The sequence below is a fragment of the Wolbachia endosymbiont of Phyllotreta cruciferae genome (assembly GCF_918697765.1).
GTDB classification, from domain to species: Bacteria; Pseudomonadota; Alphaproteobacteria; order Rickettsiales; family Anaplasmataceae; genus Wolbachia; species Wolbachia pipientis.
This window is the reverse complement of the sequence record NZ_OU953855.1, coordinates 1004622-1022445: the sequence shown is the minus strand read 5'-3', so window position 1 is coordinate 1022445 and position 17824 is coordinate 1004622. Positions and strand designations below refer to the sequence as shown.

Below are 17824 nucleotides of genomic sequence, written 5' to 3'. Positions count from 1 at the left end.
AGCAAGTCAAACAAAATTATTAAAAGGTCAATACATAATGACAGTTAATTTAATAATAATTTAAACATTGGGAATGTAAAATTATAATATATTAATTAACTAGGGGGTTAAAATGGTAAAAGGAATTTTGTGCAATTGGTTAGGTGTAACAGAATTGCAAGAAAGTCAAAAAATCGATGCTGAGCAGTTTGAAAAAGTTTTTGGTGCATTAAAAGAATGGCAAGAAGCTCAAAAGATAGATGCTAAACAGTTTGAAGAGGTATTTAGTGCATTAAAAGAATGGCAAGAAGCTCAAAAGATAGATGTTGAGCAGTTTGAAAAAGTTTTTAGTGCATTAGAAGACAAGATTGGTACTAAGCAGTTTCAAGCTATGCAAGAGCACTTAAACGGCCTGCAAGAAAAAGTGGAAACACTTGCAGAGGCAGTAGCAGATCAACAAAAAATAATGGCAATTTGTATCATAGTCAGTGCTGTTGCCGCAATAGCAATAACTAGTTTTGTTGCATTCTGTATCTATCAGGGAGTTAAGCTTGATAAAGAGAAGAAAAACGACTTATCTAAAGGTACGCCAGACGCAAAACTTAGTAATGTAGATACTACCGATGGTACTGAAAAACTACAGAATAACTTAAAAGTTGCAAACATATAGCTGCATAACACTTTTCTTGAAAAGGTGTTACGCAACTTGTAACACCTTACTCTTCTCTTAGTCTGCGTAGGTTTTTTTGATAGCAAACATATCACTTTTTAGAAAAATATTTGTATTGTAAAGTTAGTAAAGATTCTGGTTTACTTAAAGTTTGTTAATTGCTATCTTTTAAAACACGATGTTTACTATAGCACCATATGCTTAGGGTTTTTTCTAAAATTTTATTTATATTAATGTTTTTGGTTTCTAGCTTTTTTACTGTGCATAGTGCTGAAGCTAAATCTAAGCTCAGTAAGAGATACATACCTCCTGGTAACCCTGGTGGTGCAAACTTTCATACAGATGAGGATTTTGCTGAGTCATATAAACTGTATGAGAAGCGTAGGGAATTGCTCAAGAAAAAAAAATTACAAGATCGAGCTATAAATAAAGAAGATCTAATCAAAAAATTAAAAGAGAAAAAAATTGCTAGTCTTGATAATGAGCCAAATGACATGGAAGCTTGCATAGTCGACGATGAAGAGAGCACTATGATAAATCAGCATGGTATTAATATCGCACGTTTAAGGGGTGCTGTATTTATAGATCAAGAGTCAGTTTTCCAGTATGAAAATAAGCAGCATGAAAGTGAACAACAAGAAGAGAAGAAAGTTACTTCAACACGAGAAAAGAAAGTTTCTCCTATAAATGTCACTATAAAAGAAACTCCATCAAGAAGAACGTGCTCACATGATTCTATTGCTAATTTGGATAACGTAGATGCTTATAGTTTGAATGGTTCAAGTTCATTTGGCAGTGTAGCTGACACAGTAAAATAGTATCACAATATTGGCCATTAATAATATGCTAGATAAAGACCTGATATTGAATGATAATACATATGAATTATCGCAGATTTCCAGGCACAAAACTCATGTTGTAGAAGTTGGAAAAGTAAAGATAGGCGGAAATAATCCTGTGGTTGTACAATCTATGGCGCTTGGCGTGCATATAGATGCTGATAATATAAAAAGTAGCGCAAAACATTATGCAAAAGAGATAATAGAACTAGCGCGTACAGGTTCAGAATTGGTGCGAATTGCCTTGAACTCAGAGGAGGTAGCAAGAGCAATACCTTATATAGTAGAAGAGATAAATAAAGAAGGTTTTGACGGTAAAATATTGGTAGGCTGCGGTCAATATGAGCTAGATAAATTAGTTCAAGATTATCCAGACAACATCAAAATGCTGGGTAAAATTAGAATCAATCCAGGCAATATAGGCTTTGGCGACAAACGTGATGAGAAGTTTGAAAGGGTGATAGAGTATGCAATAATGCACGATCTTCCGGTTAGAATTGGGGTAAATTGGGGTAGTCTTGATAAATACCTTTTGCAAAAATTGATGGATGAAAACTCTTCGCTTAGTAATTCAAGGCCTTCTGATGTTATACTGCGCAAAGCACTTGTAATGTCTGCTCTTGATAGTGCAAAAAAAGCTGAAGAAATTGGTCTAAATTCAAACAAAATAATCATTTCATGTAAAGTTAGCAAAGTACAAGATTTAATTTTAGTTTATATGGCACTTGCAAAATCTTCCAACTATGCGCTGCATTTGGGTTTAACTGAGGCTGGTATGGGCAATAAAGGTGTGGTAAATACCGCAGCAGGGCTTACTTATTTATTGCAAAATGGCATTGGAGATACAATACGGGCTTCTTTGACTCAACGTCCTGGTGAATCGCGTACTAATGAAGTGGTGGTGTGTCAGGAAATATTGCAGTCTATAGGCTTGCGACACTTTAACCCTCAGGTTAATTCATGTCCTGGTTGTGGGCGCACGAGTAGCGATCGTTTTCGTATATTAACTGAAGAGGTGAATGGCTATATAAAAACTCATATGCCGATGTGGAAGAAAAAAAATCCAGGTGTAGAGCATATGAACATTGCTGTTATGGGATGCATAGTAAATGGTCCTGGAGAAAGCAAACACGCAAATTTGGGAATCAGCTTACCTGGATATGGAGAAAAACCTGTTTCAGCAGTCTACAAAAACGGCAAATATTTCAAAACTTTACAAGGTGATAATGTCTCTGAAGAATTTAAGGCAATTATTGATAATTATGTGAAGAAGCATTACACGTAACCTTTCACGGTTAATTAATAGATAAATCGCAAATAAAAAAGAAAATTAAACCTTGTTTTTCTTTTTTCGTTGGGAATGTTCAAAAAAGTGTGTCAAACCGAAAAAAAAGTAATAAATTGATATAAAAAAAATGGAGGTTTGACTGACCTTACCCAGAAAAAGTGGAGAGAAAGTTTGGAATGTTTTTCACAAAGAGAATGATGAATCAAAATGCTCAGGAATGCAATAGTTAATAGTGACGTTGTTTGTTATAAAAAATTTCTATATATTCAAATATAGCAGTTTTGATATGCTGTTTAGAGTGCCGAGAGGTGTCTATTGGTAACTCCCTTTTTAGAGAACTGAAGAAGCTTTCCACAACAGAATTGTCGTAACAACAACCTTTATAACTCATCTATGTTTTTTATGGATAAGAGATATTGATAACCTTGCGAAGTATATTGTGAACCTTGGTCACTGTGCAGCAGTAGATTTTTAACAGGTTTACGCCTATTAATGGCCATTAATAAAGAGTTCATAACCAATTGTTTATTTATTGCACTACTCATTAACTACCATACGTGAGAATTATTGCTGCCAAATATAGCCATCCTTCTTTGGTTTTGATGTAAGTAATCCCATACTTTATTTGGTTGATCGACAATAAAGTTTTGGTCTAATATATTGGGAGCTACGACTCTACTGTCCGTTTGTTGTTTCTTAATTTTAAATTTTCTTCTCAATATAGCCTGAATACCATTTTTCTGCATAATACTTTGCACTGTTTTTAAGTTGCAACTTTTACCCAAAGCCTTCAATTCAGCATGAATTTTAGGAGCTCCATATCTACATTTAGAAACTTGATATATTTTTTGAATAGCTGCGAGTAGCTCTTTATTTGCTGATTCTCTACTGCTTATTTTTCTTGTGGTCCACTTATAGTAGCCACTAGCAGAAAATCCTACATAATTCCTGTACTTTATAGCAGTTACTATGCTCTTTTATAAAAAAATATTTTACTCTTTTTGACTGGCCAGGGCTTTTTTTTAAATGTCTCTTTCCCTTGTTACTCTTGCTTTGTAAATCAAACCTCTCTTTGTCGTAAGGAGCCATGTTACCTCTACCTGGAAATGCATCTGCTGCCGACTTTTTTTCGTTGTGTTTCTTTATCCATTTTCCTAATAAACCACCCTTTATTCCTAAATCCTTTGCTATTTTTGTAATTGTTTGACCTGCCTTTCTTTGTTCATTTGCCAGTTTAACAGCTTCCAATTTGAATTCTGCCGTATATTCTCTTGCCATTTCTAATCCTCCAAAATTTTATTTTACCCGAAAAAACTCCTTTCTTTCTCTCCACTTTTTCTGGGTAAGGTCACTTGGCAACAGTTGCTCTACTTTCTCCTTCATCCAATGCTTCCATTGCTTTTTTCCTTAAGTCGTAACTATACGCTGCTGGCATACAAACCCCTCTACCATAAATCCATTCTTACCTTATTGGGATTATTATGAGAAGAGCTATAACTCTATGGGAGGGAAGCAAAATCTGGGATTCGGCCTTAATGGCATTAGCGTTGCATCAGCTTCACCCTCCCTGTGAGGTATTTTAGCTCTAATGCCTCACATCATAAAGATACAAGTGTCAAGCTACTTGGATGACAGGGGAGGGAGGCACTGGGATGACAGGAGAAGGTAGTGGGATGACACCCTGACAACCGTCATCCCGCTGCTTGTTAGCGGGATCTAGAGATACCGCGAATGAATCGCGGCATGACGTAGGACTGCTTTCATTCCAGTGCTTGACACTGGAATGGCTTTGTTGCATCGCTAGCTATGATGGATTAAAGATAAAAAAGGTGGAGAATATCAGTAGCTTATTATTCTGGTATTTATAACAAGAACGGTCAGTGAATACCTAAATTTGAGTAAAAGAAATTTCACTACCACTCACTAATCCGGCTAAAATTCAAGAATTTCAATGCTTTAGCTATTTTCAATAGAATTAAATTTATTAATGTAAATAATAAATTACTATTCTTAAATTTGATCAGATTGATTGCAAAAAAACAAGATTTTCAATAGGTTACTTATAATCCTAACTATAGTTAGCCTTTCATAAGTAGCGATGCAACAAAGCCCACTGGAATCCAGCCTTTCTGCAATCTCATCGAAAACGTTGTAACCACTTTCTATGCTAGTTTGCTTGTGAGCAACCTGGATTCCAGTGGGCTTTGTTGCATAGCAACTGAAAAAATCTGGTGGCTACTGACAAAATTCATTATAAAATAGCCATTTAACCTTGAAAGAAAAAATATGCCACAAAAAATGAGGGTCAGTAACCATAGCGAATATAACAAATTTCTAGAAAAAAGAGGAAATATTTTTCATTATATCAACAAAGCCATAGAAAAGTGGTACGAGAATGGTCCAAAAATACCAGGTGGCAACAATATTTATAGCGATAAAGTTGTAATTTTGGTGCACATAATAACTTGTTTATTTAGAATAGGCCTGAGGCAAACAGTTGGGTTTATAGCAGGATACCTTGAGCAAATTGGGAAAAATTTGCAAGTTATCAGCTATTCACAATCATCAAGAAGGTTTAAGAAACTCAATATTAAGATCAATGATTGCAGAATTGATAAAAATAATATGGAAGATATCGAAATTACTATAGACAGTACAGGAATTAGTATATACAACAACACTCCTGGTCATAGCAAAGAAAATAGCGAAGATAGAAAGTATCGCAGCTATGAACAGACAAGAAAATTGCATGTAATGTTGAATACAAACAGCAAAAAAGCCATAGCTGTAAAATACAGTAACGGTGTCTACTCTGATCACTATGGAGCTTGTGATTTGCTAAAAGAAGTCGATTTTCAGTATGTCATAAAAGTACTATATGCAGATAGGGCATATGACAGAGAAAAGCTCTATAAGCTGTGTAATCAATATGGTATAAAAACGAAAATTCCTCCGAAAAACAACGCAGCAGAGCATCCAAAATTGGATTATATGCTTGATAGAAATGCCGCTATTCAGTTAATGAAATTACATGGTGAGAATGGTATAAAAAGATGGAAAGAAGAAGTAAATTACGGAAAAAGATCGTATATTGAAGGATTTTTCTCAAGGTTGAAGCGAATATTTGGGTTTAGTTTTAGGAGCAAATCTGAGATTAATCGTGAGAAGGAACTGCTACTCAAGTGTTATTTGCTTAACAAATTTACTGAAATAGGCATGGCTAAGTTTGAGATAGCTTCATGAATTTATTGTACGTTACCTACTATCCGAAGAGCGATACAACAAAGCCATTCCAGTGTCAAGCACTGGAATGACACCGTTATAAAGGAACCAGTATCAGCTACTTGAATGACACAGTCTTTGCTTAAACCCGTAACGTTCGTACATTTTGCTAAAAGTTCAAATATCAACATCATGCACATTAAGTGCATTGCTATTAATAAAATCACGGCGTGGTTCAACTATATCACCCATTAATATTGAAAATATGGAATCAGCTTCTTCACAATCTTTTATTTCAACCTTTAATAAAGTTCTAGCCTCAGGATTTAACGTAGTATCCCATAGCTGATCAGCATTCATTTCACCAAGACCTTTAAATCTCTGCAGAGTTAAACCTTTTTTACCATAGTCCATTATTATTTTTGCAAGCGTACTTGGAGAAGTGATTCTTATTTCAGTTTCTTGTGACTTTAAAAATGAATCACCATTAAATAAATTACTTATACCATCAAGCAAACTTAATATGTTTTGCATATCTTTGCCTTCAAGCATACTAAGTGCAAATATATATTTGTCTGCCAATCCTTGAAACAATTTAGAGATATGAATTTCTTTTTCTTCATCTTTTATTTCCACTTCCCAAGTGTATTCGCTGTACATTAACTTCAAATACTTTAATATCTCATCAGCCGATGATAGAGCATTCTTTTTACTTAAAATTAGCAATGACTCTAAGAGATTTTGTGGTATTTCTCTATCATAATTTTTGCTAATATTAGAAGTGCTAACGCATTTATTCAAAATAAGGCGCAAGTTGTTAAATTCTGTAGCTGTACCACTTAGTGTTAATCTTTTAACTGCTGAGTTTATTATATACTCTTCAAAAGTTTCGTCATCTTTAATATAAGTGTCTTTGGCATTCTTTGTAACTTTATAGAGGGGTGGCTGTGCTATGTATAAGTAACCTTTTTCAATAACTTCACGCATATGTCTAAAAAAGAAAGTTAGAATCAAAGTTCTTATATGTGAACCATCAACATCTGCATCTGTCATGATGATAATTTTATGATATCTAGCTTTTTCAATATCGAAGTGTTCACTCCCTATTCCAGCACCAATTGCAGTAATTAAAGAGCCTATTTCTGCAGATGAAAAAATACGATCTAAACTTACACGTTCTACGTTTAGAATTTTTCCTCTTAAGGCAAGCACTGCTTGTGTTTTACGATTACGCCCCTGCTTTGCAGTACCACCTGCTGAATTACCCTCTACTATAAATAATTCCGATAACTCAGGAGCTTTTTCCTGACAATCAGCAAGCTTTCCTGGCAGAGTTGCAATATCAATATTGTTTTTGCTTTTAACTAGCTCGCGCGCTTTTCTTGCAGCTTCTCTTCCTTTTGCTGACCTGATTGCTCTTTCTACTATGCTTGCTGCCAATTTGGGATCAGTTTCAAGGATTGTGCTCAATTTATCAGAAACTATACTTTCTACAACTGCACGTGCTTCAGAACTAACTAGTTTATCTTTTGTTTGTGAAGAAAACTTAGGATCAGGCATCTTAAGAGATAAAACACAAGTTAAACCTTCTCTAACGTCCTCTCCAGTTAAATTTACTTTTGCTTTCTTTAAAAACCCTTCATTAGTTGCATAGGTATTGATACATCTAGTTAGTGCAGATCTAAATCCTGCCAAATGCGTACCACCATCTCGTTGCCGTATATTATTAGTGAAACACAACATATTCTCATAGTAGGAATCATTCCATTCCATCGATATTTCCAAGCTGATGCCAAGATCTTCTGCATCTCCTTTCATACTGGCAATTTTAGTTACATGTGTCTTATTCTTATCTAAATACTGCACAAAATTTGCTGTACCAAAATTGTCTTTAGATTGATTGCTCTGATTGAAATGAGATTCTGTATATGGTTCATTGTGCAGATCACGTAAAGTAATGTCGATATTTGAATTTAAAAATGCTAATTCTCTTATACGACTTTCAAGCGTTGAGTAACTGAAATTAATGCCATTAAAAGTCTCTGTTGATGGCATGAACGTGACTTTAGTTCCTCTTTTGTTTGTATTTTCGTTGACTACCTTTAAAGGTTCAATAGACTCACCATCTTCAAAACGCATAAAGTATTCTTTCTTATTGCGCCAAATAATTAATTCCAACCAGCTTGATAATGCATTCACAACTGAGATTCCAACACCATGTAATCCCCCAGAAACTTTATAGGTATTGCTGTCAAATTTACCACCAGCATGGAGTTGAGTCATTATTACCTCTGCTGCTGATATTCCTTCTTCTTCATGAATGTCAGTTGGAATGCCACGACCATTATCAGTTACAGATACTGAACCATCTTTATTTATGCTAACTTCAATTTGATCACAATATCCAGCTAAAGATTCATCTATTGCGTTATCAACAACCTCATATACCATGTGGTGCAAGCCAGATCCATCGTCAGTGTCACCAATGTACATACCTGGACGTTTCCTTACAGCATCAAGACCCCTTAAGATTTTTATTGCATCGGCATTATAACTATTTTCCATGGTATTGCTTCGTTTATGAATGTTAATTAATATTACATTCATATATGCTGATTAGCAACATTTTTAAACTGATAACCCATATTAAAAGCACAACTTTACGAATGTTTATTTTTGAAGACAGCAAATAGTGTCATTCCAATGTGTCTTCCATAACTGTACGAACATTCATTTTTGAAGGTAAATTGCACAACAGATGATGTCATTCCAGTGCTTGACACTGGAATCCAGAAATTTTGCTTATAACTGAGCTGATGAGCTAAAGGTAGTTGTCTTACGCTAAAACAAACGTTTTTAATTAAGTTGCATAGAAGCTGGATCCCAGTGTCTGGGCACTGGGATGACACCCCACTGGTGGGAATTGCTCCCAAACTACAACGTTCGTACAGTTGTGTGTGTCTTCCCATGGAGATTGCTCTCAAATCATAATGCTCATGCAGTTGCATGCTCGACTAATTAACAGAAAAATCTATAATTCAGTTTACGTATTTTCTTATCTCAGCCAAAATCTTATCAGATTGACTTTCGTCTGAATTTAAATCAGCTGCAAAGTGTGTAACATATTTTCCTCCAGGGCCAATAAGGTACATTATTGAAGAATGGTTGATTTCTTCTTCTCCACCAACTTTGCTAGCATATACTTTATACTTTGCAATTACTTCGTCTATTTTTTCTCTTTCACCAGTTAACATTTGTATTCTGTGGTCAAATTGCTGCTGAAATTCTTTAAGTCTTTCCGTGCTATCGCGCTCAGGATCGACTGTGATGAAGAATGTTTGTAGCTTGTTGTTAGTTTTCTCATCTAACTTTGCAAGTGTTTCTGAAATTATTCCAAGGTTCATAGGGCAAATTCTTTTGCATGAGGAAAACCCAAAGAAAATCATCATGTATTTATCTTTAAAATCACTACTGCGCAAGATCTGTCCGTCCTGATTAATTAAAGAAAAATCTCCGCCTATCTTAACTTCTGCGTTGTGAATCGCTGCTGGGGCAAATATGCCTTTTTTAGTGAAATAACAATAACCTAAAAAAACAACTGCTAATGCTGCTAGCACATTAGATAATAATCTTATAAACCTTACCATTAGAATGCTCTCAGTAAAATTGAATTGTATCTTTATTGGTTAACCTATTCAATATATTTATTCCAAAGTGTATTGTTAATTTTGTCTAACAGTTTCTTATGTTCATCAATTTCTTCACTATTTGGTAAATGTTCTCTGGGAGTTAGATTACGTACTTTATGCTGAACGAATGTGGAGTTACTGTCCTGATTGCATTCATTATCAAACAGAAAGGTTTGTAACCCTCCTGTAAGTTCAACATATACCTTTGCAAGCAATTGAGCATCAACTAGTGCTCCGTGCAATTCTCTATTCTCTAGCGATATATCAAAACGCTTACATAATGCATTCAAAGAAGCAGGTGATCCTGCGAATTTTTTCCTCGCAAGAGGTAATGTATCTAGCACTCTGTCTGAGGAAATTAACCCAGCATTCAGCTTGCTTAACTCCATGTTAAGGAACTTAACATCGAATTCAGCGTTGTGAATTACCAAAATATCATTAGATATAAAGTCAAGAAATTCAAGTGCAACATCTGAAAATAATGGTTTATCTTCTAAAAATTCTTCACTAATACCGTGAATCTTAAACGAGTGATAAGGTATATCTCTTTCTGGGTTAAGGTACCGATGGAATACCTTACCTGTTGGAATGCGGTTAATTAATTCCACACACCCTATTTCAATAATTCGATGACCAGATTCAGTGTCAAGACCTGTCGTTTCAGTGTCAAGTACTATTTCGCGTAGCTTGCTTTCCATTTCAAATAAAACTCATCTTACTTATCATTTGTCTTATCGTTACTTGTCTTTTTATAGTGAATAGAAACAAGCAACCAGCTTGGGTCTGATGAATTAACATTTTTTTTGAATTGCCATACATCCTCAACTTTATTAATAGTGGATGTACTACCTGATATTATATCTCCTTCATTGTTCTTAACGAAGTTAATTTGCTCTGAAAGGAAATATACTGCAATAAACACTGCGTTTTTTACTAGCTTTATTTCTAAAATCTTTTGTGAAACGATAGAAACAATTATAGACTCGTGCACCTCTTTACGATGTTTAATCTTCTCTGCAAAATTATCATATAAGTCTTTATCGAGAAGTGGTTTTAACTGAGACAAATTTCCTTGATTGAAACATTTTATTATTAATTCAAAAGCTATGCTTGAACCTTCTATAAAGTGGGAAATAGAAAAATCTTTGTTTTTTTTTAATATTTGTTTATAAGTAACTTTTATTGAATTTTCATCATTGCTATCAATGTAACCCTCAATGTTTTCTACTACATCTTCTCTACTTCGGCTTACATCCAATACATTAGTTAGCTTTTTTAGGTTGAGGTTGGCTGACCTTCCTAAAGAATTATACAAACGTGAAAAAATGAACGCCGCTAATAAAGCATATATTACAAGCTCTATCATAGTAACTCAACTCCTTGGCATATAAAGTATCCGAACATTATTAATTATTAATGAAAATATGTTTTTCATATCAACTTATAATCAGGTTTGCTATTCGTTTGTAAATGAATATATTATATAAGAAAGTATTAAATATCTCAACTTAATTAAAGGAGACGTAAGAAATGCCACAACAAAAAATGAGAATTCACGGTCAATATGTTAAAGATCTATCATTTGAGAATCCGAATTCGCCATTCCTTTCTTCTAGTAAAGCTCCAGATATTAATGTAATGGTTAATATCAATTCAGCAAAATTAGAAGGGACGAAAAACAAAGAAGAAGTGAATGAAGAAAAATCTTTCCATGAAATTACTTTGCATATAGAAGTCAAAGCAACGGTAAAAGATGAAGGCATAAAGGATGGCGTAGCTTTCATTTGTGAAACGAAATATTGTGGCATTTTTTCAATAGAAAATTTAAAAGAGTTGAGTGAGGAAGAAGTAAGACAAGCTTTGTTTATTGGTGGACCTACTTTTCTTTTTCCTTTTGCAAGAGAAATAATTGCAAGAGTTACAAGTAGTGGTGGATTTCCCCCACTGATGCTAGATCCTATAGATTTTGAAACTATGTATGAGCAGCAAGGTCAACAACAAAAAAGTAACGGTAGTAATTCCAATTTTAACTAATATAGTGTGATAGGATGAACAATTCTTTAAACGCAAAAACGACTTTAAACATTGACGGGAAGTCATACAACTATTTTAGCCTAAGTAGTGCTAGTGAATTTTTAGGGACAGATGTAACTAAATTGCCCTGCTCACTTAAGGTGCTGCTTGAAAATTTATTGCGTAATGAAGATGGAGTAAACGTAAAGCTGGATGACATAAGAGTACTAGCAGACTGCGTTAATAAACACACTAATCACGAAATTAGCTATAAACCAGCAAGGGTGTTGATGCAAGATTTTACAGGGGTTCCTGCTGTTGTTGATCTAGCTTCAATGCGGAGCTATGTTAAGAAAAATGGAGGAAACCCGAGCAACATAAATCCTTCTGTACCGGTTGATCTTGTGATTGACCATTCTGTTCAAGTAGATAATTATGGAAGTGTTTCCGCATTCAGTAAGAATGTTGAGCTAGAAGTAAAAAGAAATTTGGAGAGATATCAATTTTTAAAGTGGGGAGAATCGTCCTTCACAAATTTTAGAGTAGTGCCGCCTGGCACAGGGATTTGCCACCAAGTGAATCTTGAATATTTAGCGCAAGTTGTGTGTAATAATGATGGAGTCATGTATCCTGATACTTTAGTTGGTACTGACAGCCATACTACAATGGTTAACGGATTATCAGTTCTTGGTTGGGGTGTTGGAGGCATAGAAGCTGAGTCTGTGATGCTTGGTCAACCAATTAGTATGGTGATTCCAGAAGTAGTTGGATTTAAATTAATTGGCAGATTGTCGGAAGGAGTAACTGCGACCGATTTAGTGCTGACGGTTACCAATATCCTAAGAACAAAAGGCGTTGTTGGTAAGTTTGTAGAATTTTATGGTGATGGTTTAGATTATTTATCTTTGGCAGATAGAGCCACTATAGCAAACATGGCCCCGGAGTATGGTGCAACTTGTGGATTTTTTCCAATTGATCAGAAAACACTCGATTATTTACATTTAACAGGGCGACCAGAAGAGCTGATCAAATTAGTTGAAGTCTATTCAAAAGAGCAGGGATTGTGGCGCAGCAATGACGAATTAGCATTTTTTGACACACTAGAGCTTGATTTATCAAGCGTGAAGCCAGTAATGGCTGGTCCCAAAAGACCACAAGATAAGGTTTTTCTTTCACAAGTGGCAGAGTCTTTTTCTAAATCATTTTCAGTTAATGAGTCAAAGGAAAGCGATAAACTCCAAGATGGAAGTGTAGTTATTGCAGCAATAACAAGCTGCACTAATACTTCTAATCCAAGTGTGATGATTGCTGCAGGTCTTGTAGCTCGTAATGCAATTAAACTTGGATTAAAATCAAAGCCTTGGGTTAAAACTTCTCTTGCTCCAGGGTCACAAGTTGTAACAGAATATTTAGAAAAGTCTGGATTGCAGGTAGATCTAAATGCTTTGGGTTTTAATCTAGTTGGATATGGTTGCACAACTTGCATTGGGAATTCTGGTCCACTTAATAAAGATATAGAAGATGGCATTAAAAACAAAAACTTAACCGTTGCTGCAGTTTTATCTGGCAATCGTAACTTTGAAGGAAGAATTCATCCGTTAGTCAAAGCTAATTACTTGGCATCTCCGCCACTTGTTGTTGCATATGCACTTGCTGGTACTGTGCAAACTGATTTGACAAAATATTCAATATGCAAAGATAAGAATGGAAATGATGTCTATCTCAAAGATATATGGCCAACAAACAATGAAATCGAAGATTGCGTTAAAAGTGTGGTAACACGTGAGATGTTCATACAAAAGTATAAGGATGTTTTTTCTGGTGATGAACATTGGCGAAAGATAAAGTGTGAAAAAAGTGAAATCTATAATTGGGATGCAAACAGCACTTACATACAAGATCCGCCCTATTTTGATAATTTATCACCTAAAAATAATAAAATCGATATAAAAGGTGCACAAATATTGGCAATGTTTGGCGATAGCGTAACTACTGATCATATTTCCCCTGCTGGAAATATTGCCTCAAGTAGTCCTGCAGGTATATATTTAAAAAATCTTGGAATTGAGCCACAGGACTTTAATTCGTATGGGTCTCGTCGTGGTAACCACAATGTAATGATGCGTGGGACTTTTGCTAACATTAGAATAAAAAATGAAATGGTAAGCATCGAAGGCGGCTATACAAAATATATTCCTTCTCAAGAAACTATGTCGATTTTTGATGCAGCAATGCGTTACAAGGAAGCTCTCATCATTGTGGCAGGAAAGGAGTATGGCACAGGTTCAAGTAGGGATTGGGCAGCAAAGGGTACTTTATTGTTGGAGATTAAAGTTGTAATTGCAGAAAGCTTTGAGCGTATACATAGGTCCAACTTAGTTGGTATGGGTGTTCTTCCACTTGTATTTCAAAATGGAATAACCAGAAAGATATTTGATGGTAGCGAGGTAATAAGCATAAAAGGTGAAATAGTGCCGAGTGGAAATCTAGAATGTATCATCAAAAGAAAGAATAATTCAAGGCAATCAATTCAACTCAAATGCTGTGTACAAACCGCAACTGAGACTAAATACTTGATGTGTGGTGGAGTGTTGAGCTACATACTTGCACAATCTTTTTGATTTAGTGAAGTTATTGCATGGACTTCTTTTAGCCAGCCCTGATCCCTTTGTAAATAGCAATTTGCTCTGCGCAAAGTTATGATATAATTTCACCATACATATGGTGTCGGAGTATTTTTTGGAGATAATTATATATGATAAGCTCTATACAAGAACCTAATGAACTCAGAAAACGTTTACAAGGATTTTATCGTACTGATGAAAAGAGTTATATACGTTATCTTGTAGAAAAAGCAGAGCTTTCGGCTGATTCAAAAAATAGAATTTATAATATTGCAAAACAAGTTATTGAAAAAATCAAACACAATAAATTAAGTATTGTAGATTCCTTTATGCAGCAATACTCGCTTTCCAATGATGAAGGAATAGCATTGATGTGCCTTGCTGAATCGCTACTTAGAATACCAGATGATTATACAATAGACGAAATAATCAAAGATAAAATTGCCAATCAGGAATGGAATAAATATTTAGGGCACTCTTCTTCGTTGTTTGTCAATGCTTCCACATGGAGCTTGATGATAGGTAGCAGTATATTGAGAGATAATGAAGGCGATTCGAAGTTCTATTACGCAATTTCTAAGTTACTTAAGAATTTAGGAGAACCGATCATTCGCAAAGCAGTAAAACAAGCAATGTCTATGCTTGGTAATCATTTTGTTGTTGGAGAAACCATAGAAGAAGCTTTAAGGTATGCAAAACTAGATGACAATAGTAAGTTTTTATACTCTTTTGATATGCTTGGCGAAACTGCTCACACAGCTGAAGATGCAGAAGAGTATTTTAATTCATACATGCACTCAATAAAAGCTATAGGTGAATCCACTGAAATAAATGATTGTTTTAAATCGCATGGAGTTTCAATCAAATTGTCTGCGTTACATCCACGTTATGAATTTGGTCAATTCGATAATATAGCTGAAGAGTTGAGAGCTAAACTGCTAGAGCTTTGTCATGAAGCAAAAAAATACAACATTTCATTATGCATAGATGCAGAAGAAACAGAAAGGCTTGAAATGTCCTTAATCTTGTTTGAACAATTACGGCTTGATGAATCACTTTCTGAGTGGGAAGGGCTTGGCTTGGCTGTGCAAGCATATCAAAAGCGCGCTTTATCTGTTCTTGACTTTGTTGAAGATGTTGCTATCCGATCAAAGCACAAAATTATGGTGAGGCTTGTAAAAGGTGCATATTGGGATTCAGAAATCAAGCGTACGCAAGAATTGGGATTAAATGATTACTCAGTATTTACAAGAAAAAGCTATACTGACGTATCTTACCTCGTGTGCGCACAGAAACTTTTGAGTAAACCAAACAGCTTTTACCCATGCTTTGGAACTCATAACGTCTATACTTTTGCTTCTATCATGGAACTTGCTGATAAAAACCACCCTGGATTTGAATTTCAACGCTTACATGGAATGGCAAAAGACTTATATGATTATGCAATGTCAGAGCTTGCAACAAATGTTAGCTGTCGTGTCTACGCACCCGTTGGGGAACATAGTGACTTGTTGCCTTATCTTATAAGACGCCTTCTTGAAAATGGAGCTAATAGTTCGTTTGTTAATCAAATAAGTGATCCTAACGTTAAAATCGATGAGTTAATTTCAGATCCACTGGAAAAAGCTATAAATTTTAATTATGAACCTCATCCAGGCATTCCATTACCACAAGATATTTTGGGACCAGAAAGAAAAAATTCCTTGGGGATGGATATTAGTGATTCTGTGATAGTCTCACAATTTGCAGATGATATAAAGGGTTTTAGTGAAAAAAAGTGGCAAATTGGACCAATAATTGATGGAAAAGCACTATTTGATAATGCTGAATTTATCGAAGTAGTGAATCCTGCACATTTGGAAAATGTAATTGGAGAAGTGTCAAGTGCAACAAGCGATCAAGCTTTAAACGCTCTTGAAATAGCACACAGTGCTTTTGCTAAGTGGCAGAATGTTTCAGCAGAAGAGCGCGCTAAATGCCTTGAAAAAGCTGCAGATTTGCTTGAGGAAAGGATGAAAGAGTTAATTTACATTCTGATTGTGGAAGCAGGAAAAATTTTATCCGATGCAATAGCAGAAGTAAGAGAGGCAATCGACTTTCTGCGTTATTATGCAATGATAGCAAAAAATGAACTGAGCGACTGGAAAAAATTGCCGGGCCCAACAGGTGAAGATAACTTCATCTTTTTTGAAGGCAGAGGAGTTTTCTTATGCATATCACCGTGGAATTTTCCGCTCGCTATCTTCATTGGGCAGGTCTCAGCTGCACTTGCAGCAGGTAATGCAGTGCTGGCAAAACCGGCAGAGCAAACGCCGATTATTGCCTACGAAGCTGTTAAGATACTACATGAAGCTGGGATACCAAAGAATGTGTTACACCTCATTCCTGGGGATGGTGGATATTTAGGCAAAATATTAGTTCCAGACAATAGAATTGCCGGAGTAGCTTTTACTGGCTCAACACAAACTGCTCAAATAATCAATAAAATGCTTGCAAATAGGGATGGTCCTATTGTGCCACTTATTGCTGAAACAGGAGGGCTCAATGCTATGATAGTTGATAGCTCTGCTCTTTTAGAGCAAGTGGCTATGGATGCTTTGCTTTCTGCGTTTCGTAGCAGTGGTCAACGCTGTTCTGCACTTAGAGTGCTGTTTATTCAAGAGGACATAGCAGAGAAGCAGATAAAAATGATATGCGGTGCAGCGCAAGAACTCAAGATTGGTGACCCAATACAACTTAGTACTGATATTGGTCCAATAATTGACAAAGCATCTATCGATATGCTAACTCAACATACGCAAAAAATGTCAGAGGACGAAGATTCAAATCTGTTATTTAAAGTACCCATGGATACAAATTCTCATAATGGTTATTTCTTTCCTCCATATATTTATGAAATACAAAAAATTTCGCAATTAAAGCAAGAAGTATTTGGTCCTATTTTACATATCATACGTTTTAACAAGTCACAATTAAATGAAGTTATAAGTGATATAAATAGTACTGGATATGGACTCACGTTTTCTTTGCAGAGTCGTATACAAAGTCAAATTGATACTATAAGTAAAAAAATATCAGTTGGAAATGTCTACATCAACCGTAACCAGATAGGTGCAGCAGTTGGGATACAACCATTTGGTGGTAGAGGACTATCTGGCACTGGGCCAAAAGCTGGTGGTCCTCATTATTTACAGCGTTTTTCTACAGAAAAAGTTGTAAGTGTTAACACTACAGCATTTGGTGGTAACACTACACTTATGTGTTTGGATTAATTTGCGGGCCCTAATTTTTCTTACCCCTAAACTAGACGTTCGTGCAGTTATGTACACAGCGCTAAAATCCGAAAAGGACCAGCTCATGCACTGAAATAAATCGTATCCGTTCAGGCAATGGCGTCAACTTAAGGAAAAATATCAGCGATAGTGTATAAAATTTCTCTCTAAATTTTTTATCATTAAATTATCCAAAGAGTGCAAGGGACAGCACTTTTGTTTCTATTT

General features: G+C 35.3%; 11 protein-coding genes and 1 pseudogene. 7 read left to right on the top strand and 5 right to left on the bottom strand.

Translation table 11 applies throughout. The features are described 5' to 3' along the window. The first annotated feature begins 112 nt into the window (after positions 1–112). The 3 genes from NL281_RS04775 to ispG all read left to right on the top strand — a co-directional run bounded on the left by NL281_RS04775 (position 113) and on the right by ispG (position 2773). Positions 113–649, top strand: a complete 537-nt coding sequence (locus NL281_RS04775) for a hypothetical protein (RefSeq protein WP_253303021.1) — start codon at positions 113–115, stop codon at positions 647–649. 197 nt (positions 650–846) lie between these two features. Continuing rightward, on the top strand, positions 847–1467 hold the full coding sequence (locus NL281_RS04770) for a TRP75-related protein (RefSeq protein WP_070356736.1): 621 nt from the start codon (positions 847–849) through the stop codon (positions 1465–1467). A 25-nt stretch (positions 1468–1492) separates the two neighbouring features. Next, positions 1493–2773, top strand: coding sequence for a flavodoxin-dependent (E)-4-hydroxy-3-methylbut-2-enyl-diphosphate synthase (gene ispG, locus NL281_RS04765; RefSeq protein WP_253303020.1), 1281 nt, complete (start codon positions 1493–1495; stop codon positions 2771–2773). Between the two features lie 186 nt (positions 2774–2959). Here ispG and NL281_RS09240 read toward each other — a convergent pair. Further along, a pseudogene (locus NL281_RS09240) lies at positions 2960–4054 on the bottom strand (IS3 family transposase). Positions 4055–5062: 1008 nt separating this feature from the next. Here NL281_RS09240 and NL281_RS04750 point away from each other — a divergent pair. Next, positions 5063–6019, top strand: a complete 957-nt coding sequence (locus NL281_RS04750; RefSeq protein ID WP_253303019.1) for an IS5 family transposase — start codon at positions 5063–5065, stop codon at positions 6017–6019. A 156-nt stretch (positions 6020–6175) separates the two neighbouring features. Here the strand turns inward: NL281_RS04750 and gyrB are convergent, their stop codons facing one another. The 4 genes from gyrB to NL281_RS04730 form a co-directional block, all read right to left on the bottom strand. Continuing rightward, a complete protein-coding gene (gene gyrB / locus NL281_RS04745; RefSeq protein ID WP_253303018.1) occupies positions 6176–8563 on the bottom strand; it encodes a DNA topoisomerase (ATP-hydrolyzing) subunit B in 2388 nt (795 codons plus the stop codon). A 473-nt stretch (positions 8564–9036) separates the two neighbouring features. Further along, positions 9037–9645 carry an SCO family protein gene (locus NL281_RS04740; protein ID WP_010962368.1) on the bottom strand — a complete coding sequence of 203 codons (609 nt, stop codon included), beginning with the start codon at positions 9643–9645 and terminating at the stop codon, positions 9037–9039. Positions 9646–9689: 44 nt separating this feature from the next. Next, entirely contained in the window at positions 9690–10385 is a 696-nt protein-coding gene (dnaQ, locus tag NL281_RS04735; RefSeq protein WP_065094937.1) for a DNA polymerase III subunit epsilon, read from the bottom strand. A gap of 17 nt (positions 10386–10402) precedes the next feature. Further along, positions 10403–11053 (bottom strand): Tim44/TimA family putative adaptor protein, encoded by a 651-nt coding sequence (locus NL281_RS04730; RefSeq protein ID WP_010962367.1) that lies wholly within the window; start codon positions 11051–11053, stop codon positions 10403–10405. A gap of 164 nt (positions 11054–11217) precedes the next feature. Between NL281_RS04730 and secB the strand changes: the two genes are divergently transcribed. The 3 genes from secB (at position 11218) to putA (ending at position 17596) form a co-directional block, all read left to right on the top strand. Beyond that, a complete protein-coding gene (gene secB / locus NL281_RS04725; RefSeq protein ID WP_006279761.1) occupies positions 11218–11721 on the top strand; it encodes a protein-export chaperone SecB in 504 nt (167 codons plus the stop codon). 14 nt (positions 11722–11735) lie between these two features. Then, on the top strand, positions 11736–14321 hold the full coding sequence (acnA, locus tag NL281_RS04720) for an aconitate hydratase AcnA (protein ID WP_253303017.1): 2586 nt from the start codon (positions 11736–11738) through the stop codon (positions 14319–14321). Between the two features lie 134 nt (positions 14322–14455). After that, complete coding sequence (putA, locus tag NL281_RS04715) at positions 14456–17596, top strand: bifunctional proline dehydrogenase/L-glutamate gamma-semialdehyde dehydrogenase PutA (RefSeq protein ID WP_253303016.1); 3141 nt, start codon at positions 14456–14458, stop codon at positions 17594–17596. Positions 17597–17824 lie beyond the last annotated feature (228 nt).